General features: G+C 59.5%; 16 protein-coding genes, 1 tRNA gene, 1 other RNA gene and 1 pseudogene. 9 read left to right on the forward strand and 10 right to left on the reverse strand.

Going from position 1 to position 19,128, the window contains the following annotated elements; genetic code table 11:
- Window positions 1-210: 210 nt before the first annotated feature.
- Window positions 211-483 carry a hypothetical protein gene (locus NW814_RS04445; RefSeq protein WP_414405349.1) on the reverse strand — a complete coding sequence of 91 codons (273 nt, stop codon included), beginning with the start codon at window positions 481-483 and terminating at the stop codon, window positions 211-213.
- Window positions 480-2,450: a transglycosylase domain-containing protein gene (locus tag NW814_RS04450; RefSeq protein WP_414405350.1), complete on the reverse strand. Its 1,971-nt coding sequence runs from the start codon at window positions 2,448-2,450 to the stop codon at window positions 480-482. The genes NW814_RS04445 and NW814_RS04450 overlap by 4 nt, the downstream gene beginning before the upstream one ends.
- Before the next feature lie 140 nt (window positions 2,451-2,590).
- On the opposite strand from NW814_RS04450, the gene tyrS reads away from it, so the two are divergent.
- Complete coding sequence (gene tyrS, locus NW814_RS04455; protein WP_414405351.1) at window positions 2,591-3,847, forward strand: tyrosine--tRNA ligase; 1,257 nt, start codon at window positions 2,591-2,593, stop codon at window positions 3,845-3,847.
- 70 nt (window positions 3,848-3,917) lie between these two features.
- Here the strand turns inward: tyrS and NW814_RS04460 are convergent, their stop codons facing one another.
- Entirely contained in the window at window positions 3,918-4,517 is a 600-nt protein-coding gene (locus tag NW814_RS04460) for a hypothetical protein (protein ID WP_414405352.1), read from the reverse strand.
- Window positions 4,518-4,847: 330 nt separating this feature from the next.
- Here NW814_RS04460 and NW814_RS04465 point away from each other — a divergent pair, with 330 nt between their 5' ends.
- Together NW814_RS04465 and NW814_RS04470 are read left to right on the forward strand one after the other, a co-directional pair.
- Complete coding sequence (locus NW814_RS04465; RefSeq protein WP_414405353.1) at window positions 4,848-5,978, forward strand: peptidylprolyl isomerase; 1,131 nt, start codon at window positions 4,848-4,850, stop codon at window positions 5,976-5,978.
- Window positions 5,979-6,085: 107 nt separating this feature from the next.
- Window positions 6,086-6,649, forward strand: a complete 564-nt coding sequence (locus NW814_RS04470) for a hypothetical protein (protein WP_414393635.1) — start codon at window positions 6,086-6,088, stop codon at window positions 6,647-6,649.
- A gap of 81 nt (window positions 6,650-6,730) precedes the next feature.
- On the opposite strand, the pseudogene NW814_RS04475 reads toward NW814_RS04470, so the two are convergent.
- Window positions 6,731-8,248, reverse strand: a pseudogene (locus NW814_RS04475) (DNA gyrase/topoisomerase IV subunit A); the annotation flags it as partial.
- Between the two features lie 108 nt (window positions 8,249-8,356).
- Here NW814_RS04475 and NW814_RS04480 point away from each other — a divergent pair.
- Entirely contained in the window at window positions 8,357-8,611 is a 255-nt protein-coding gene (locus tag NW814_RS04480; protein WP_414405354.1) for a hypothetical protein, read from the forward strand.
- Window positions 8,612-8,648: 37 nt separating this feature from the next.
- On the opposite strand, the gene NW814_RS04485 is transcribed toward NW814_RS04480, so the two are convergent.
- From NW814_RS04485 to tkt, 3 genes are all read right to left on the reverse strand, one after another.
- Entirely contained in the window at window positions 8,649-9,695 is a 1,047-nt protein-coding gene (locus NW814_RS04485; protein WP_414405355.1) for a hypothetical protein, read from the reverse strand.
- 166 nt (window positions 9,696-9,861) lie between these two features.
- Complete coding sequence (locus NW814_RS04490; protein ID WP_414405356.1) at window positions 9,862-10,347, reverse strand: hypothetical protein; 486 nt, start codon at window positions 10,345-10,347, stop codon at window positions 9,862-9,864.
- A gap of 39 nt (window positions 10,348-10,386) precedes the next feature.
- Window positions 10,387-12,387 carry a transketolase gene (gene tkt / locus NW814_RS04495; protein ID WP_414405357.1) on the reverse strand — a complete coding sequence of 667 codons (2,001 nt, stop codon included), beginning with the start codon at window positions 12,385-12,387 and terminating at the stop codon, window positions 10,387-10,389.
- A 299-nt stretch (window positions 12,388-12,686) separates the two neighbouring features.
- On the opposite strand from tkt, the gene lipA reads away from it, so the two are divergent.
- Both lipA and rnpB read left to right on the forward strand, forming a co-directional pair.
- The gene (gene lipA, locus NW814_RS04500; protein WP_414393624.1) at window positions 12,687-13,604 is read left to right on the forward strand and encodes a lipoyl synthase; all 918 of its coding nucleotides are present in this window, start codon (window positions 12,687-12,689) and stop codon (window positions 13,602-13,604) included.
- Window positions 13,605-13,638: 34 nt separating this feature from the next.
- An RNA gene (rnpB, locus tag NW814_RS04505) (RNase P RNA component class A) lies at window positions 13,639-14,087 on the forward strand.
- Between the two features lie 9 nt (window positions 14,088-14,096).
- On the opposite strand, the gene NW814_RS04510 is transcribed toward rnpB, so the two are convergent.
- Window positions 14,097-14,765, reverse strand: coding sequence for a TetR/AcrR family transcriptional regulator (locus NW814_RS04510; protein ID WP_414405358.1), 669 nt, complete (start codon window positions 14,763-14,765; stop codon window positions 14,097-14,099).
- Window positions 14,766-15,047: 282 nt separating this feature from the next.
- On the opposite strand from NW814_RS04510, the gene NW814_RS04515 reads away from it, so the two are divergent.
- Window positions 15,048-15,914 (forward strand): acyl-CoA desaturase, encoded by an 867-nt coding sequence (locus tag NW814_RS04515; protein ID WP_414393620.1) that lies wholly within the window; start codon window positions 15,048-15,050, stop codon window positions 15,912-15,914.
- 389 nt (window positions 15,915-16,303) lie between these two features.
- Here NW814_RS04515 and panB read toward each other — a convergent pair whose 3' ends face one another.
- Window positions 16,304-17,122 carry a 3-methyl-2-oxobutanoate hydroxymethyltransferase gene (panB, locus tag NW814_RS04520; RefSeq protein ID WP_414393617.1) on the reverse strand — a complete coding sequence of 273 codons (819 nt, stop codon included), beginning with the start codon at window positions 17,120-17,122 and terminating at the stop codon, window positions 16,304-16,306.
- A gap of 102 nt (window positions 17,123-17,224) precedes the next feature.
- Between panB and NW814_RS04525 the strand changes: the two genes are divergently transcribed.
- Window positions 17,225-17,311: transfer RNA gene (locus NW814_RS04525), tRNA-Ser, on the forward strand.
- Entirely contained in the window at window positions 17,311-18,060 is a 750-nt protein-coding gene (locus NW814_RS04530; RefSeq protein ID WP_414405376.1) for a phycocyanobilin:ferredoxin oxidoreductase, read from the forward strand. Before NW814_RS04525 ends, NW814_RS04530 begins: the two co-directional genes overlap by 1 nt.
- Here NW814_RS04530 and NW814_RS04535 read toward each other — a convergent pair.
- Window positions 18,057-18,884 carry a hypothetical protein gene (locus NW814_RS04535; RefSeq protein WP_414393616.1) on the reverse strand — a complete coding sequence of 276 codons (828 nt, stop codon included), beginning with the start codon at window positions 18,882-18,884 and terminating at the stop codon, window positions 18,057-18,059. The two genes, NW814_RS04530 and NW814_RS04535, sit on opposite strands and share 4 nt — an antisense overlap.
- Window positions 18,885-19,128 lie beyond the last annotated feature (244 nt).

The following is a 19,128-nucleotide window of genomic DNA, read 5'->3' on the forward strand; positions in this document are numbered from 1 at the left end:
CTGGGTCTTGTGCGAAAGATGCAAGAAAGGACGCCGGGAAGGCAAGCCTAAACCAGACAAAGGCGTTACCTTTCTTTGCAGTCTTAGTGTAACTCAGAACCACTACGCTCTGGATCCCCCAGTCATGGCGGTGGGGATCTGGTGCCCCAGCGCCCTGTTTGCCTTGGCCTGAAAGCCCAAACCAGCGGGATCCCTGCCCCAGCAGCTCGATCAGCAGGGGGACAACATCAAAGCCGCGGTGATGGCGGCAATGGTAACCCCATTGCGGGTGAAGTTGAGGGTGTCGCGGCTGAGCTGGAAAAAGCGCTCGTCCCAGCGTTTGACTTCCGCCTCCAGGCGTTCTTCGGCACTGGCAATGCGCTCCTCGGTGCCGGCAATGGTTTGTAGCAGCTCTTGGTTTTGCCGGGCCAGTTGGGCGATGGCCTGGGCGTTGGCCTCGACAGTGCGCTCAATGCGCGCCAACCGCTCCTCGCTATCGCTCATGGTTGGGGAGGGGGAAAGTAATCGGGGCTGGGGAAATCCTGGGGCGGGATCCCTTGCAGGGCCTCTGTCATAAAGCGCTTCCAGGTAGGAGCGACAAAAGCGCCTCCTGTCGTACCCGGGAGCATGGGAGAGTTGTTGTCGTTGCCAATCCAGATGGCAGTGGACAGTTGCGGCACATAGCCGATGAACCAAGCGTCGCGGAAATCCGAGGTGGTGCCCGTTTTGCCAGCCACCGGTCGCCCATCGTCTAGACGGGCTGCCGTCCCGGTGCCCTGGGTTACCACCCCTTTGAGGATCTGGTTGAGGGTGGCCACCGCCCAGGGATCCAAAACCTGCCGCGGCTGGGGTTTGGCCTCGAAGAGAACTTGGCCGTCGCGACCCACCACCTGGGCTAGGAGCGTCGGCTCCACCCAGTAGCCGCCGTTGGCAAACACAGCATAGCTGGCTGCCATCTCTAGGGGGCTGGCGCTGGCCGACCCCAGGGCAGTGGTTAAGTTGGGGGGCATCTCGGCGCTGAGGCCGGTGGCCTGGGCTGCAGCAATGACGTTGTGGATCCCGACTTCCTCTGCCAGCTTGACGGTGGGCACGTTGCGGGAGAGCTCCAAGGCGCGGGCAAAGGTGAGGGGGCCGTAAAAGGTGTTGTCATAGTTTTTCGGCCTGTAGGGAGGAGAGCCGGGATAGGTGACGGGGGTGTCGTAGAGGATGCTGTAGGGTGTGTAGCGGCCGCTAGCCAGGGCCGCATAGTACACGTAGGGCTTGAAGGTGGAGCCAGTCTGGCGAAAGGCTTGGGTGGCGCGGTTAAATTGGCCCCGCCGAGCGTTGATGCCGCCCACAAGGGCCTTGACGTAGCCTGTGCGGGGATCCACCGCCGCCAGAGCCATCTGATCAGCCCGGCGAGTGGCGGTAAGGCGAGGCCCGTCTTCGTTGACGATGCGCTGGGCAATGCGCTGCAGCCGCAGGTCGATAGTGGCCTGAACCCGCAGCCCCCCCTGGAGGATGGCCTGCTCGCCAAAGCGGCGCCGCAGCTCTGCCTCAATGGCGTCGGTAACCGCCGGCGCGTTGCTTTGGAAAGAGGTGATGCGGCCAAAAGTCAGCTTCTGCTCTCGCGCTGCCTGCGCCTCTTCTGGGGTAATCCACTGGAGCTGCACCAGGCGATCCAGCACCAGCCGTTGGCGCCGCTTGGCTGCCTCCAGGTTGCGAAAGGGGCTGAAGATTTCTGGCGCCGGCAGGATCCCGGCCAGCATTGCTGCTTCCGCCAAGTTGAGCTCCGCCGCATCTTTGTTGAAGTAGCTGCGGGCTGCCGCCTGAATGCCGTAGAGATTGTGCCCCCAGTACACCTGGTTGAGGTACATCTCTAGGATCTCGTCTTTGGTGAAGACCTGCTCCAGCCGCACCGCTAGCACAATCTCGGCCACCTTGCGGCTGAGGGTGCGCTCCGGCTTTAGAAAAAGGTTTTTCACCAACTGCATCGTCAGGGTGGATCCACCCCCCGCCGAGCCCCATCCCCCCTCGACGCTGCCCAAGAGTGCCCGGCCCAAGCTGACCGGGTTGATGCCGGGGTGGGTGTAGAAATGGCTGTCTTCAATAGCCAGCAGCGCTTTCTTCATCTCCGGGGAGACTTCTTCGAGGGAGATCACCTCCCGGTTGGCTTCCCCGTGGAGGCTAGCAATGGGCTCGCCGTGGATATCGACAATGTGGGTGGTGGCCACCGGCACGTAGTTCCGCAATTGACGCACATCGGGCAGGTTGCGGAAGCTAATGGCCAACCCCAACAAGCCAGCAGCCGTTGCCGTAGAGCCCAAAAGCAGGGATCCCAGCAACAGCTTGCCCACCGTGCCCGCAACCTGAGCAAGCCAGGAGAAGCGGGTGGGCGGGATGTCAGCGGTATACTCGTCGTAGTCCAGGTGGGGAAAGGGGCGGCTGGAAGAGTGCCGCGGAGCTCTCGAGGGTCTGCGACCGTAGGTCACGTCAAAAACTCCGTCACTTCAGCGTTGCGGAGAACCCCAAGTTTGCCCCATTATAGGGCGGCGCTTCCTGGGCCGGCAGGGGATCCTCGCCGCCTCTAGGCAAGGGAATAAAATGGCTCATGTTGCCTCTCAGTGCAGAGATGGAGCCAACTCCTATCTCTTCCGCTCTAGAGGATCCCCGCATTGCCGAGATCACCCAGCGGGGGGTAGCCGAGATCTTTCCAGGGGGAGCAGCAGCTCTGGCAGAGCGCCTAGCCAAAACCGATCGCCCCTTGCGGGTCAAGCTGGGCATCGATCCCACGCGGCCGGATCTGCACCTGGGCCATGCGGTGGTCTTGCGCAAGTTGCGCCAGTTCCAGGATGCCGGCCATGTGGCTATTTTGCTCATCGGTGACTTTACGGCCCTGGTCGGGGATCCCACCGGCCAATCGGAGGCCCGTCCCCGCCTGACCCCAGAAGAAGTGGAGGAGAATGCCCGCACCTATCTGGAGCAGGCTGCCAAGATCTTGGACTTTGAGACCCCTGGCCGGCTGGAGGTGCGCCGCAACAGCGAGTGGCTAGCCCGCCTCACCCTCAGCGAGCTCATTGAGCTCCAAGCCCAGATGACAGTGGGGCAGATGTTGGCCAAGGAAGACTTTGCCCAGCGCTACCGCTCGGGAACGCCCATCTACTTGCACGAATTTCTCTACCCTCTCCTGCAAGGCTACGACTCGGTGGCACTGGAGGCGGACGTGGAGTTGGGGGGAACTGACCAGCGCTTTAACCTCCTAGTTGGCCGGGAGCTACAGCTTTGGAAAGGGCAAACCCCGCAGTTTTGCCTAACGGTGCCTCTTTTGGAGGGCTTGGATGGCTACCAGAAGATGTCCAAGTCCAAGAACAACTACGTGGGCCTGACCGAGGATCCCCTCACCATGTACTCCAAGCTGGAGAAGGTGCCGGATCACCTGGTGGAGCGCTATTTTGAGCTGCTGACCTCGGTGCCCCTGTCGGAGCTGCCGGCGGATCCCCGTCAGCGCCAGATTCTCCTAGCCAAAACCCTAGTGGCTCAGTTTCACTCCCCTGAGGTGGCAGAAGAGGCCCAGCGCACCGCCCAAGCCCTGGTGTTGCAAGGTGAACTTGTCGAGACCGCCTCCATCCCCACCTTTGCTGTCGAGGGCTTGTCCTATCCGGTTAAGCTCAGCTACATCCTGCGCGAGTCCGGCCTGTGCAAGAGCGCTGCCGAGGCCCGTCGGCAGATTCAAGGGGGCGCTGTGCGGCTGGACGGTCAAAAGGTGGAGGATCCCAACCTGGAGTTTGCCAACGCTTCGGAGCTAGCGGGGCGGGTTTTGCAGGTGGGCAAAAAGGCTTTCCGGCGGCTGGTGGTGGGTAATTCCCTCACCGAGCACGGGCAGGCTTGAAGCCAAGGCCAGGTTTTTTGAAGGGTGGTGAAGTCGGGAGAGTTGTTGAGAAAACCGACTCTGGCCTGGATCAGCTTGATCTGGCCTCGGCCAATGCCTCAGTGAGCTTTTGTCTTACCAGCTCTTGGGCTTGCAAAATATTGGGATCTGCTGCCCATTCTGGCGCTTCCCTGACCGGGTCATCTTCGGAAGTAAACTCCAAATCATAAACCTCGCTGCGGTAGATGGGGCTGAAGCATTCCCAAGCCCGCAAACTGTAGAAGTAGGGAAATAGCCGCACGATGCAATCGATATCCAAAGCCTCGGCAAAGCGGCGAAAAGCCTCTTCTTCTGAGACCGGAAAAGGCGCATAGTGCTCGGAGACAAACCACTTCAAAAACTTGCGGGCCTCTGGAACAATTTGCTCAGGGGCCATGGATTCCAGCACTGCCGCGTTGAAGCAGTTAACCAAAAGGTGCTCCAGCAGCACGGCGTTGTACTCGGCAAAGCAGGTTTGCTCGCGGCTTTCCACTGGCTGCCAGGGCATGTTGCCGTTGGCGGCAATAAATAGGTGCACCAGGTCGTGGGAAGGGTTGGTTTGAATAAAGCCATGTCCCTCTAGTTTGGCGCCGTCGCAGCTAAAGAGCTGGAATTGAGGGCTCCAGTAGAACTTCAGTTGCTTTGCCGCCATGCTCTAGCCGTCCTCTTGTCCAATGACGGGATCCCTTCACCTGAATTGACAAGCTGTTATGCACTATAGGCCATGGAAGAAAGCGCTGGCCTCATTTGACGATCAGCCGGAGATCAAGCTCTCCATCATTGGCAAAGTCGGAGCCGCCTTCGCACAAGACAGACTTCAGCCCCCCTATTAGGATCCAAGCGGCTGGTCGAGCTAGAGTCAGCTGAGCCTACTTCCGCCGCTGCCGCTACGAGGCAAGGGCTCTGACCACGCAGCGCTTGCCGCCGGCGAGGGTAGAATGCCAGGCTGAGAGCAAAAGCAGCATTGGCAATGGGTGAAGACATGACACAGCGTGCTCAGCAGGGATCCCCAGTTGGCGGCAGGGCCGAGCGGTGGGAGGGGGGGAGGAAATCGCTCCGGCTGGTTTTGGCCGCTGTATTGCTTTGGGCGGTTTGGCTGGGTGGGATCCCGGCGCTGGCGCTGCCCCAAGGGGATGCCATTACCGATCCGCGTACTCTCTTGCGGCGGGCCCTGCCCATCCAGGACAGTCGGATTTGGGAAATCGATGAAGCCATTACCAAGATCGAGGCGGACCTGAAGTACAACCGCTGGTCAGCCGTGCGGGGGGATGTGCGCCAGGTGGAGCGGCTTCTGGACCGCTATACGGATCCCCTGCTGGCGGAGTTGCCCCCTGAGCAAGCTGCTGCCGCCTCTGAAGAAATTGCCGCTCTGCGGCAGGAGTTGCAAACCATCAACCAGGCCACGGAGCGCAAACCCAAGGGCAAAGAAGAGGCTCGCGCCGCCTACGACCGTCTGGTGGACAAACTGGGATCCCTGGAGAGCAAGTGGGTGGGGGCTTTCCCCTACGAGATCCCGCAGGAGTATGCCGACAAGCCTCAGCTCCTGGGCCGAGCAGAAGTGGAGCTGAACACCACCGCTGGGCGTATGGTGATCACCCTCGATGGCTATAGTGCTCCAATCACTGCCGGCAACTTCGCTGACTTGGTGCAGCGGGGCTTCTACGATGGCCTGACCTTTGATCGAGTGGAGAAATTCTTCCTTGTGCAAGCCGGGGATCCTCCTGGCCCTGCCGACGGCTATGTGGATCCGGCCACGGGCAAAGTTCGCACCATTCCTCTGGAGATTCGCGCCAAAGGTGAATTAATGCCCCGCTACGGCCAGACTTTTGAGCAACTGGGCCTCTGGGATGTGGAGCCGGCTTTGCCTTTTTCTGCCGAGGGAACAGTGGCTATGGCTCGCTATCTAGAGGATCCCAACAGCGCCTCTTCTCAGTTCTTCATCTTCATGGCCGAGCCGGATCTCACCCCCGCCGGCCTCAACCTCATGGATGGCCGCTACGCTGTGTTTGGGTATGTTACTGAAGGCACCGAGGTGCTGCGCAAAATTAAGCTGGGGGATCGCATTCTAAGCGCCCGCATCATCTCGGGCAAAGAAAACCTCAAAAATGCCTAAAGCCGTTTCCGCAAGCGAGGGGAATCCCCAAGAGGCAGTATGATCGGTAGGGCTGGCAAGCCCCAGCTTGCAGGATGCCCTTGCCTAGGAGACAGGGGGAAGCGACTGTGAGGTACTTCAGCAGGCAAGTCCGTCGGGGTCAATCCTCGCTAGGGCAGGAGCGCTGGGCTCTTGTCGAGGCCCGCCTTGAGCAACTGCTTAGAGCCGCTGAAGCCAACTTGCAGGCCAATGCCGAGTTGCGCCAACAGCAAGAGAAGCTGCAGCGCCAACTGGAGGCCGAGTGCCGCCAAAGCCAAGCTCTGCGCGACGCCATCGTTGACCTGCGCGCTAGCGTCATGGAGCTGCGGGAGGGACAGGCCTTCTGGCAAAGCCAGGTAGACGATCTGCGCACCTGCCTGCGGGATCTGCTCAAAGAACACAGTGAGCTGGTGCAGATCATTGCCCAGCAGCAGCACATTCTCAAGGATTGTAAGGAAGTCATCCGCGCCATTCTGGAACACATGCGGGACGACCATCGCGACTTTCGCTCTGCCCTCAACATCTTGCTGGAGGAACTGCACCAGACCGTGCGCTGCTTAGTTCTCCAGTCAGGTGGCTCCCTTCCCAAATCTGCCCGCCATCCTGAAGCGCCAGAGGTCGATCCCGCCGCCGACAAAACCTCTTTGGCCTAGCGCCCTTCTGCAACGGCTAGAGCGGACAGAGCAGGTGCAACTCCCTAAGCCGTTCCCCCCTGACTACCAGTGCTACGCTTGTTCTGCCTTCAGCTCAGCCTTGGAAAGAATCTGGGTTCGCCGGGGATCGCCGAAGGTTTTCTTCAGGTGGCGCAGCTCTTTCTTCAAATAGTTCAAAAGCTTGCGGCGGTCACTCAGGAGCCCCTGCAATTCTTTGATGCGGGCCTGTAGCTGGGACTGCTCTTGCTGCAACCGTTCCCGTTCCAAGGCCGTCAGGCGGCGCAGAGGCATGGCTAAGATGGTCTCCGCCTGCTGAGGGGTACAACCCAAGCGGGCCTGCAGTTGGGCTTTGGCGGTGGCGCCATCGGATGCTTGCTGCAGCAGTTCGATCACCCCCTGCAGATTGGCCAGGGCCAGCACCATCCCCGCCACTTCTTCTACCTTGCGCTGTAGCTGCTGCAGTTCGGCGCGGAACAGGCGGTTGAGGGTGGCTTCGCGAAACTGTAAAAAATGCTGCAAGATTTGCTTCAGGTTAAGCTGCTGCGGCTTGCCATCCACCAAGGCCAGCAGGATTACCCCAAAGTTGCTCTGCAAAGGGGTCAGCTCATAGAGCTGCTGCAAAACCTCCTGGGGATTGGCCTCCCGCTTAAGCTCCACCACCACGCGAATGCCTTTGCGATCCGACTCATCCCGCAAGTCGGCAATGCCGCTGAGACGACCCTGGGCAACCAGCTCTGCCACTTTCTCAATCCAGGCGGCTTTGTTCACCTGGTAGGGAAACTCGGTGATGACCAGGGCGGGCCGCCGGTGGCGTCCTTTGCCCGGCTGAGCCTCCTCAAAGTGGGCCACTCCCCGCAGGGTGATGGAGCCACGCCCGCTGAGATAGGCTTCGCGGATCCCTTGGCTGTCGACAATCTGGCCGCCGGTGGGAAAGTCCGGCCCCGGGATCCAGCGCAACAGCTCCTCGGCGCTGAGGTTGGGACGGTCAATCAGAGCCAGCAGGCCGTCCACCACTTCTCCCAAGTTGTGGGGCGGAATACTGGTGGCCATGCCTACGGCGATCCCGGAAGCGCCATTGAGGAGCAAGATGGGCAGGCGGGCTGGCAAAACGGTCGGCTCGATGTGGGATCCGTCGAAATTGGGGGCAAAATCGACGACCTCTTCCGAGAGCTGCTCCAGAAGCACTCTGTGGCTCAGGGTCGACAGTCGGCACTCTGTGTAGCGCATGGCTGCCGGCGGGTCGTTGTCCACCGAACCGAAGTTGCCGTGTCCCGCCACCAGGGGATAGCGGCTGGAAAAGTCTTGGGCCATGCGCACCAGCGCGTCATAAACTGCCTGATCCCCGTGCGGGTGGTATTTCCCCAGCACCTCCCCCACCACCCGAGCGCATTTGCGGTAGGGGCGATCCGGCGTCAGGCCCAGCTCGTGCATGGCGTAGAGGATGCGGCGATGGACTGGCTTGAGGCCATCCCGCACATCTGGCAAGGCCCGCCCCACGATCACGCTCATGGCGTATTCTAGGTAGGAGCGCTGCATCTCCTCCCGCAAATCGGTTGCAATCACCCGCCCTGGACGGGATCCCGGTAGTTGCCGAGTCATGACCCAGCGGAGCCTCTAGCGCTGTTTCGTCTCCAGAAAGTGCCCTGCAGGGAATGCTAGCCTAGCCTGTGAGAGCTGGCGTCCAGATGGCAAGGGAGTGGCAGAGCTATGCAGCCCAAGACCCTTGGGTCGGCCCTAAAATTGATGGTAGCTGCTGCTGCTATTAGCGCCGCCATCAAATACGGTGGCCCCTACCTGGCCTTGCCGAAGACTTTGCCGGTAATGGTCACCATGATTGCTTCCCCTGCTGTGGTTATGGCCGCCCTTCTGTGGCGCTGGCAACAGCGCTCTTCCCTCTCCCCAACCCTTACCCAAGACCTTCAGGGCTCGCCACCAACGGCAGGGCTTAAAGACCTGGACTGACCTTCCCCCTAGCGGAGACAAACGATAGGCCGGATCGCTACTGCTGGGTAAGGCGCAGGGTTACTGTCGGGCTAGTTTGGCTGCCAGAAGTAGCCGTGAGGTTGACCGGATACACCGTGCCGGCGGCCGGAATGGGGGGTCGGACGGTGATGGTAAAACGGCCCTGCCTATCGGCCTGGACAGTTTGGTTCATCACCGTCTGCTGAGCGCTGAGAATGCCCCCCACTGAAGTTGAGGCCGTTACCGTTACCCGCACTGAAGCATTGGGAGCCGTAGTGCCTTGCAGCGTAAAGGAAGGGCCGGCAACCCGATCCCCGTCCCGCAAGTTAGTAATCTGGGGCACTAGGCTGGGGACAGGGGCAGTTGCGGAAACTTCTTGGGCGGCAAGACGCTGGATACCGCCGCCAGCCCCCTCGATCAAGCGAGCTGGCTGTTCTGCAGTCATAAAGCGCACCTGGCCGTTGTTTTCCAAACGCGCAATGACGATCCCTTCGCGAGTAGCATCTTTCGGTTCAACGAGGACGTTGACCACGTAAGTGCCGCTGGAAACTTCCCGGGCCTGTAGAGTTTGCACCTGCCGTCCATCCTGAACGAGGTAAACGGTTACTCGGCTAGAGGGAGTGCCTTTAACGGTTACCAGCAAGATCTCGCCTGCTGACAGGGGGCGATGGCCGGCGTTGTGATCTACTAGATCAATGGAGGCACGGACAGGGCTGCCCACCGTAAAGCTCCAGGTGACGCGGCGGGTCACTCCCTGGGTGTTGGTGAACTCCAGCAAGACTTCGTGACGCCCTGACGGCAGGGGCTGAGGGGGACGGTAGGTAAAGAAATCGCGCGTGATCACTGCTTCCGAGGTAACCTCTCTGCCATTCAGGAAAACCCTCACCGTTTCCGGGCGTACGCTGACCCCATTTTGGCTGCGAAAAGAAGCCGAGATTGGAGAGGTAGGCTCAACATCGGTGGCCGCCTGAGCCGGGCTGGGATCCGTAACTTGCTGGGCCTTTGCTGGCAAGCTTGCCAACCCCACAATCGCCGCGCCAGCCACCAGAACCCTGCGAAACCGGGGACACCACTGATTGCTCATGAGACCGTCCAAAGGAAAAGTTGAGTTGGGGCAGCTTTACCCCTGCCTAGCCAGAAGCTGGATCCCAGCCTCCTCTCTGCATCCTGTTCCAGCTGGCAACCTCTGTCAATACACTTGAGCCTCTGGGGGGCTTTGCTCTCTGGAGATGCAGGGATTCCCACCAACATCAATTGACAAAGATGGCGCCTGTCTCTTGCAGGTCTAGGCAGTGATCGCCCGAAACGTCGTTGACTAGGCGCACCTCCACGGTGATGACATTCGCGGGATCCACACTCACCTGGTAGCCCACCGGCCCCAACATGGGTGTGTTGATGGCCAGGCAGTTGGGGAGGGTCGGGCTGCTCAAGCGCAGCGTTTCGCCCGGCTGCAGTTCCGAGATACCCTGGCGCGGATCGGTAAAGCCGTATTCCAAAGGCAGGCCAGTGCGGTTGCGGACTACCACCTCAACAGGTGGGGTGGGGTTGAAGCGAGCCACTGGCCGGCCAAAGACCGCTTGATCCACACCCACTGGCAGGCGCGGCAGCGGCACCGTTTGGAGGGCAGGCTGAGCGGCAACCCAGGGGGATCCCTGGAGCAGCATTCCACTGATCCCGCCAGCCAATAGAGCTGCTACCCTCCCACCCTTGCTTTTGCCTAGCTTTGAGGCGCTCATACGCTACAGGCTAGGGATCCCTGCTGGGCGTATCAAGGGTTAGCCTAGGAGACGACGGGCAGTATTGAGCACATTCTCCACCGTGAAGCCAAACTTCTCCATACACACGGGGCCAGGGGCAGAAGCGCCGAAGCGGTCAATGCCAATGGCTACCCCCTCAAAACCCAGGTACTTGTGCCAGCCAAAGGTGGAGCCCGCCTCGATGGAGATGCGCTTAGTAACGCTGGGGGGTAAGACAGAGTCACGGTAACTCTGAGGCTGGGCCTCAAACAGCTCCATGCAGGGCATGGAGACCACCCGCACCGCCCGGCCTTCCTGCTTCAGTTGGGCAGCAGCCTTCACCGCCAGCTCCAGCTCTGAGCCGGTGGCGATCAAGATTAGCTCCGGGTTGGGGGCATCCACCACCACGTAGGCTCCCTTGGCCACTCCCTCCACGGAGGTACCTTCCACGGGATTGACCGCCTGCCGGGTAAACACCAGCACCGAGGGGGTGGACTTGGACTCGAGGGCTACTTGGTAGGCTCCTACCGTCTCGCGAGCATCAGCAGGGCGGATGACGTAGAGGTTGGGGATAGCCCGCAGGGAGGCCAGCGTCTCAATAGGCTGGTGGGTGGGGCCGTCCTCTCCCAGGGCAATGGAGTCGTGGGTCATCACATGGAGCACCCGCGCCCGCGAGAGGGCCGACAAGCGAATGGCCGGCCGCATGTAGTCGCTGAAAACCAAGAAGGTGGCGTCGTAGGGGATAAGGCCGCCGTGCAGGGCCATGCCGTTGGCGATAGCTCCCATAGCGTGTTCCCGGACTCCAAAGCGGAAGTTGCGCCCGTGGTAGGAGCCGGCCTGAAATTCTGGGATCCCCTTCAAGTAAGTCATGTTGGAGTGGGCCAGATCGGCAGATCCGCCCAGCAGCTCAGGTACCGCCTTGGCCAAGGCGTTAAGGCAAAGACCTGAGAGATTGCGGGTGGACTCCCTGCCGATTTCGGCAATTGGCGCTAGGGCTTCTTTCCAGCCCACAGGCAGCTCCCCCGCCATGATCCGTTTAAACTCAGCAGCCTCTTCTGGGTAGGCCTTCTCGTAGGCGGCAAAGCGCTCGTTCCACTCGGCCTCGGCCCTGGCCCCTCTTTCAATGGCCTGGCGGAAGTGAGCCAGCACTTCGTCGGGAATGTAAAACTCAGGCTCCAGCGGCCAGCCCAGGTTTTGCTTGGTGAGCTTCACCTCCTCTGGCCCCAGCGGTGCTCCGTGGACGCTCTCAGTGCCAGCTTTGTTGGGGGAGCCGTAGCCAATGGTGGTCTCGACAATGATCAGGGAAGGCTTGTCGGTAACTTCTTTGGCCTCCTGGATAGCGTCGGCGATCCCTTTCAGGTCGTGGTTGCCGTCCTCCACTTTTTGCACATGCCAGCCGTAGGCCTCGTAGCGTTTGCCCACATCTTCGGTAAAGGTAATTTCCGTCCTGCCATCGATGGAGATGTGGTTGCTGTCGTAGAGCATGATCAGCTTGCCCAGTTTGAGGTGGCCAGCTAGGGAAGCCGCTTCCGAGGCCACCCCCTCCATGTTGCAGCCGTCGCCCAGGATCACGTAGGTGTAGTGGTCAACAATCGTGTGGCCAGGCTTGTTAAAGCGGGCCGCAAGGTGAGCTTCAGCAATGGCCAGCCCTACTGCATTGGCCACCCCCTGCCCCAGAGGGCCCGTAGTCACCTCCACGCCAGGGGTTTCAAAGTTTTCCGGGTGGCCGGGGGTTTTGGATCCCCACTGGCGAAACTGCTTGAGATCTTCAAGACTGACGTCAAAGCCGGTCAGATGTAGCAGAGCATACAGCAGCATGCAGCCGTGGCCTGCCGAGAGGACAAAGCGATCCCGATCCACCCACTTGGGGTTGCGGGGGTTGAACTTCAGAAACTGCTGCCAAAGCACATAGGCCATGGGTGCTGCCCCCATCGGCAGGCCAGGGTGGCCGGAGTTGGCCTTCTGAACAGCATCCACCGCCAAAAAACGAATGGTGTTGATGGCAAGTTGTTCCAGAGAGGGAGGAGCAGCAACAACCATGTGGGATCCCTATCGCTCGACACTCGCTTTCCAGTATGCCTTGGTACTCCCGCCAACCAAAGCAGGGAATACCTATGAAAAGGTTTGCAAAGGCGCTACCTGCCCCCGCTTTGGCCCCCTCAGCAAGCTGCACCGCCTTGGCAATCGCGTAGCGGGACGAAGCCCTTGGCTTCGTATCGGCCAACCCTAGTCTAGTACAAGTTGGTAATCAAAGTGCTTGCGGGCTTTTGCCCTGCCCTCAAGGCGGATAAGCTAAGAGATACACGAGTTGCCGTTGGTGGCTAGTTGGAGGGTTTTCTTTGAGTGCCGTTGCTTCCCCTAGTGGCAAACCAGCCTGGCTGCGGGCCAAGGCACCTCAGCGGGTAGGCTCCGTCAAACAGCTGCTGCGGGACTTAGGTCTGAACACCGTCTGCGAAGAGGCCTCTTGTCCCAACCTAGGAGAGTGCTTTGCCAACGGCACCGCCACCTTCTTAATCATGGGCCCAGCCTGCACCCGCGCCTGCCCCTACTGCGATATCGACTTCACCAAGCGCCCTTTGCCTTTGGATCCCACCGAGCCGCTGCGAGTGGCAGAGGCTGTGCAACGGCTGGGGTTGCGTCATGCCGTGATTACCTCCGTCAACCGGGACGATCTCCCCGATGGGGGAGCCAGCCAGTTTGTTGCCTGCATTACCGAAATCCGCCGCCGCATGCCCCAGACAACCATCGAGGTCTTGATCCCGGACTTGTGCGGCAACTGGCAGGCCTTGGAGCAGATTCTCGCTGCCCGCCCCACGGTGCTTAACCACAACACCGAAACCGTGCCCCGCCTCTACCGGCGGGTGCGCCCCCAGGGGAACTACGAGCGCTCCCTTAAGCTGCTAGAATTGGCGCGGCAGTGGGATCCTGGCCTTTACACCAAGTCGGGGGTAATGCTGGGGCTAGGAGAAACTGCGGCAGAGATTTTGCAGGTGATGCAGGATCTCCGCCGGGTAGGCTGCGACATCCTCACTCTTGGGCAATACCTGGCGCCCAGCCCCAAGCACCTGCCGGTGGAGCGCTACGTGCCCCCAGAGGAGTTCGACCACTGGCGACGGGTGGGGGAAGAGCTGGGCTTTTTGCAGGTGGTGTCCTCCCCGCTTACCCGCAGCTCCTACCATGCCGAGGCTGTCCAAGAGCTGATGCAGCGCTTTCCCCGACAAGGAACTGTAGGCCCAGGGAGGGATTTTCTACGCTAGGGGGATGCGGTAGGATTGAATTGAAATGAAGAGATAGGAGGGGCAGGCGGCCGCGTCCTCGCTGTCGCCACTAGACAGCAGGATGAGGAAAGTCCGGGCTTTCAGAAGAACACACCGCTGGGGAAAGCCCAGTGCGGGAAACCGCGAGGATAGTGCCACAGAAACATACCGCCGATGGCTGGGAGTCCAGCACAGGTAAGGGTGCAAAGGTGGGGTAAGAGCCCACCAGCAGCGTCGTGAGGCGCTGGCTCGGTAAACCCCGGTGGAAAGCAAGGCCGCAGCCGCAGGACTATGGCTGTTCTTCGCCCCTGTCGGCTGCACCGAGGTCACGGTACTCAGCCAAGTGGTTGGGGAAGGGTGGTCTCGGTGGTGGTGAGCCGCTAGAGGGTGATGGCAACATCACTCCCAGAGAGATGGCCGCCAGTGGGGGCTGCTCTTCGGAGTACCCCACTACAGAACCCGGCTTACAACCTCCTCATCTCTTCTCTTTTTTTAGGTTTCCTTCATCCCCCTCAAGGCCGCCATCCACAGCTTTACACAGATATCGAGAAGAGAGGCGGCGCTGATGTCATTTTCAGAAGTGCCTTTGTCCCCTGGATTAGAGGAGGGCTGGTTACCGTCGTCGGCAGGCAAGCCAGCGGTAACGGCCAACACAGCTGTCCCCAGAATCATCAGGTGGAGAACCCCAGCAGCTGCGTGAAGGTGCTCCGGGTCAATTGCCTGGAGTTCGGGGCTGGGGATCTGCTGCAGGTAGCCGGCTAGCTGCTCTTGGGCCTGCAGGAAGCCTGCTCTCAAGGCGCGGCGATGCTCCTCGGAGTAGAAGCCTGCTTCTCCCACCAATGAGCGCACCAGCTCAGGGTTATTGGCTAGAGCCTGGAAGCAGGTTTGGACATAGCGCAGGAGAATGGCTTGCAGCTCAGAGCTCTGGAAGGTGGCAGGAGCCGCCGGCAGGGGTAAGTCGGCAATCCCGGAGAAAACTCCCAGCTCACCGAATACGGCTAGGAGGAGTCCCTGCTTGCTGCCAAAGTGGCGAAACAGGGTTACTTCGTGAACCCCCGCCAAGTCTGCAATTTGGCGGGTGGTAGTCTGGGCAATGCCCTGTCGGACGAATAGCTCTCGAGCTGCCTTTAGCAGCCTTTGCCGGGAAGAAGGACGTGCCATGGTAGGGGATGGGGTAAGGAGCCAAGAGAAGATCCTGAAGACGAGAAGCAATCTGCAAGTATCGCTTGCACTTGGGGTGAAATATCGTTAAGCTTAACCTCAGGCCAGATGACATCGTCTGCTCTGTTGCCCTCTTGCTGCTGTCCGCCTACCTTGCTAAAACTTGCCCTGGCAAGGGTGGGGAAGGCACACTGCGTTTCCTAGTGCTGGGGGCGACAACTGTGCAGGGAGCGATTGGACTCTGCGCCACTTTACTTCTCTACCTTGAGGTTTATCTAGTTCATGGCAATCTCTCTTTCCCCCAAGTCCTTGGGCAACTCCGACGGCTCCGCATCCCAAAAGTCTTTCCGCTTTGCTTGGGAATTCGCTCTTTTTTTCCTAGTTCTCCACGCCATTGCTTTGGTGGGCGGCATTCTTTTCTTCTCTTGGCCTGCCTTGGGAGTGGCCCTATTTTTCCACTGGTGTTTTGGCAGCTTGGGGATTTGTTTGGGTTATCACCGCCTTCTCAGCCATCGCAGCTTTCAAGTGCCTAAGTGGCTGGAATACGTCTTTGCTACGCTCGGTACTCTGGCTCTTCAAGGAGGGCCAATCTTTTGGGTAGGTGGCCATCGCCAGCATCACGCATTTACTGAGGATGAGGAAAAGGATCCCTACTCGGCCCGCAAAGGCTTTTGGTGGAGCCACATGCTTTGGCTAATCTACCAGCGGGAAGAATTTTTCAACCCTGAGAAGTATTTTGCCTTTGCACCCGACTTGGCTCGGGATCCCTTTTACCGCTGGCTGGACAAATATGGGTTGCTGCTGCAACTGCCGCTAGCTGCCGTGCTCTATCTGTGGGGAGGTTGGTCGTTCGTTATCTACGGCATTTTTGTACGGACGGTGCTGCTGCTGCACTGCACCTGGCTGATCAATTCGGCCAGTCACTTTTGGGGCTATCGAACTTTCGAGAGCAACGACAATGCCCGCAACCTTTGGTGGGCTGCCCTTTTGACCTACGGCGAAGGCTGGCATAATAACCACCACGCTGATCCAAAGTGTGTAAAAGCAGGCTTGCGTTGGTGGGAAATTGACATGACCTACTGGGTCATTTGGGTGCTGGCGCAGCTAGGCTTGGCCCGTAAGTTGCACCTACCAGCTCAAAGCCAGTAACCCTCCGAGGCACTCCTGCCCCAGAACTTTCCCAGCTAAAAATAGGCCAGGGATCCCTTTCTGGGATCCCTGTTCGGCAAGCAGAGGAAACTAGTCCTCTAGAGGGCTATACTGCCATGAGCCGTAGTGGTCAAGGATACGCTGAATTTGCTCTATATCAGCCTCTGGCCCTTGGTAAATGTGCAGCGCCTCTATTTGGCTAGCGGAGTAGTTAAAGCTAGGATCTTTTTTCCATTCCAGCTGTGTTTCTACCCCGGGAACACAAGCCAAGTGGGCAGCTAGCTCCCGATAAACCATCAGGGGCATAGAAGGGTAGCGAACGGCGTAGCGTTTCAGTCCAGCCGGAATCACAGGGTTACCTTACGGGGTCTTTGCTTAGCTCTGCTTCCTTATTTGTTGGATAACACAGTCTGGCCACAGGGATAAGAGGGGGGAAATACTTTCTGGCGAACATCCTCAGCAAAAGCTTCCACTGCTTCCCGGATTACCTGTCTTAAGTTGGCGTAGGCCTTAGCGAAAGGTGGGATCCGCTCGCTTAGGCCTAGGAGGTCATGGGTGACGAGGATCTGGCCATCACAGCCTGGGCCAGCCCCAATTCCCAAGGTTGGAATCCGGAGTTGCTGGGTAATTTGGGCAGCTAAGTCCGCCGGCATGTGTTCTAGAACTAGAGCAAAAGCCCCGGCTTGCTCTAGGTTTAAAGCTTCCTGGCGCAGCCGCTCCGCCTCTTCCGGCGTTTTCCCTTGCTGGCGGTAGCCCCCCAGCTGGTGTTTGGCCTGGGGCGTGAGGCCGATGTGGCCTAGAACGGGGATCCCTCGCTGCACCAGAAAGGCCACCGTCTCAACCATGGCCGGGTAGCCCCCTTCCAGCTTCACTCCATTTACCCCCGCCTCCTTCATCAGCCGTCCTGCCGAGAAGAGGGCCTGTTCTTTGCAGACTTGGTAGCTCAAGAAAGGCAAGTCGGCCACCAAAAAGGCCCGTTCTACGCCGCGGCGCACCGCCTGGGCATGGTGGATCATCTGCTCCAGGGTCAAGGGCAGGGTGCTGCTATGGCCCAGGCTGGTCATAGCCAGGCTATCGCCCACCAGGATTAGGTCAATCCCAGCCTGATCCAAAATCTGGGCTGTGACGTAGTCGGCAGCTGTGAGGGCCACCAGCGGTTGACCGGTCTGCTTAGCCTGGCGGAAGTGGTGAATGGAGAGGGCAGCCATACTTCCTATGATCTCATCGAGTCGCATCCTCCGCATTCTGGGGGCGAGGATCCGGTCAGGATAGCCCGTTTGCCGCTAAGATAGTAAAGCGCTATGCAAACTGGAAGGGTGACAGAGTGGTTGATTGTGGCGCTCTCGAAAAGCGTTGTGGCCGCAAGGCCACCGTGGGTTCGAATCCCACCCCTTCCGTGTTCACGGCTCCTGCGTTACAGGCTCAACTGCATCCCCTCATCCAGCGCCTCTCGGAGGCGATTTTAGAGCTATGGGGATCCCACTTTGCCCTGGCCCCTTACGACCTGCCAGAGGATCTGAGCTACGTGGAGGGCCGCCTAGAGGGCGAAAAACTGCAGATTGAAAACCGCTGCTACCAGGGGGGGCCCTTCCGCAAGCTGCACCTGGAGCTGGCCCGGGCTGGCCAAAGCCTGGATATCCTCCACTGTGTTATGTTTCCACAGCCGCAGTACCCGCTGCCCCTGTTTGGCTGTGACATTGTGGCTGGTCGCGGCCAGGTGAGCGCCGCCATCGTCGATCTCTCACCGGTCACTCCCACTTTGCCGGATCCCTACATCCGGGAGCTGGAAGCTGTAGGAGCTCATTTAGCCCCTTTCCAACACCGGCGCCAGTTGCCACCTTGGGGCACGATTTTTTCCCCCTACTGCCTATTCATACGTCCTAGCGATGCAGCAGAGGCCGAGCGCTTTTTGCACTTTGCTTGCCGTTACCTGGAGATTCACTGCCACCTGGCGCAACAGATCTCCCCGCAGACGGATCCCCAGCAGATCCTGCTCCACTACCAAGGGCAGCAGCGCTACTGCAGCCAACAACAGCAGAACGACCGCACCCGCCGTGTTTTGGAAAAAGCCTTTGGCGCCGCCTGGGCTGAGCGTTACCTGAGCACCGTCCTTTTCGATTCGCCTCCCAATCCTGTGCAGATCTAGACGGGATCCCCCTGCAGCCGCTGCTGGATGTTCAGGGCCAATTTTTGCCTCAGGAATTCCGGCATGGTTAGAGTTGAGTCGGGACCTAGCAAGTAGAAAATAAAGCGCGCTCGGTTGCGGCGAAACATCAAATTGAGGTTAACAACGGTTAAATCCTCCTGCGCCAGGGCCCTCATCACCCGGTAAAACACGCCCAGTTGGTTGTCTACATCCACCAACAGCGTGGGCAGGTGAAACACTGGGTCAAAGTAAAAAGAAACCTGTACGTCTTTCAGGCTGGCTTTGAGATCGAACTCCAGCGCCAGGGTTTCGTGAACAGGAAACACCCCGGCCAGACACTCGTGAATGGCTCGCTCTAGGTTGAGCTTGGCTTGAGAGGAAAGGCTGTGGCCATCACGGGAGACCGTGAGGCGGATAAATACCAAGTGGGGCGAGTAGATCTGCCCGTAGAGATGGATGCCGTGCAGCGAAAGCTTGAAGGCCGTCAGCACCCCAAATAGGTCGCTGAGCAGAGAAGGCCGGTTGCGATAGGCTAGACAAACCACCGTCTTGCCCCGCTCGTCCTGCATCTGCACCACTGCCCTACGGGTTTGATAAAGGGCATAGGCCAGACGCAAGTTTTGCACCTGGATCTCACTGCTAACAAACTGGCTGTAAAAAGGTGGAAAACTCTCGTTGAAGCGCCGCATCAGAGCGGTTCGGGTCAGCGGGATCGAGTTCTTGGCAGGGCCGACCCTGGGCAAAGGGGGAGCCTCAGCCCCACTTTCCCCAGCCATCTCGAGGGAGGGTGGAGTGTCTTGTTCTGCTGACTGCTCAGCTGCCATCTCTCTCACCCCTTCCGCTCGACAAAGCACAACCCGACTCCACTCACCCGCACGGAGCTTTCAGGGGAGGCAAAGCGCGCGTCCAATTAAACTCTATCTCACGGGATCAAGGAGGGCATCAAAAACCCCCCAGCAGGGGGAGCTGCAGGGCAGCGGGTGATCCTAAATTAGAACAAGAACTGGTTTGGCCAAGCCAACGGCATCCCTTTGGCAGCCTTTTTGTTTTCCCGTTCAAGAACTCCCG

The sequence above is a fragment of the Synechococcus sp. R65.1 genome (assembly GCF_047461755.1).
GTDB lineage: Bacteria > Cyanobacteriota > Cyanobacteriia > Thermostichales > Thermostichaceae > Thermostichus.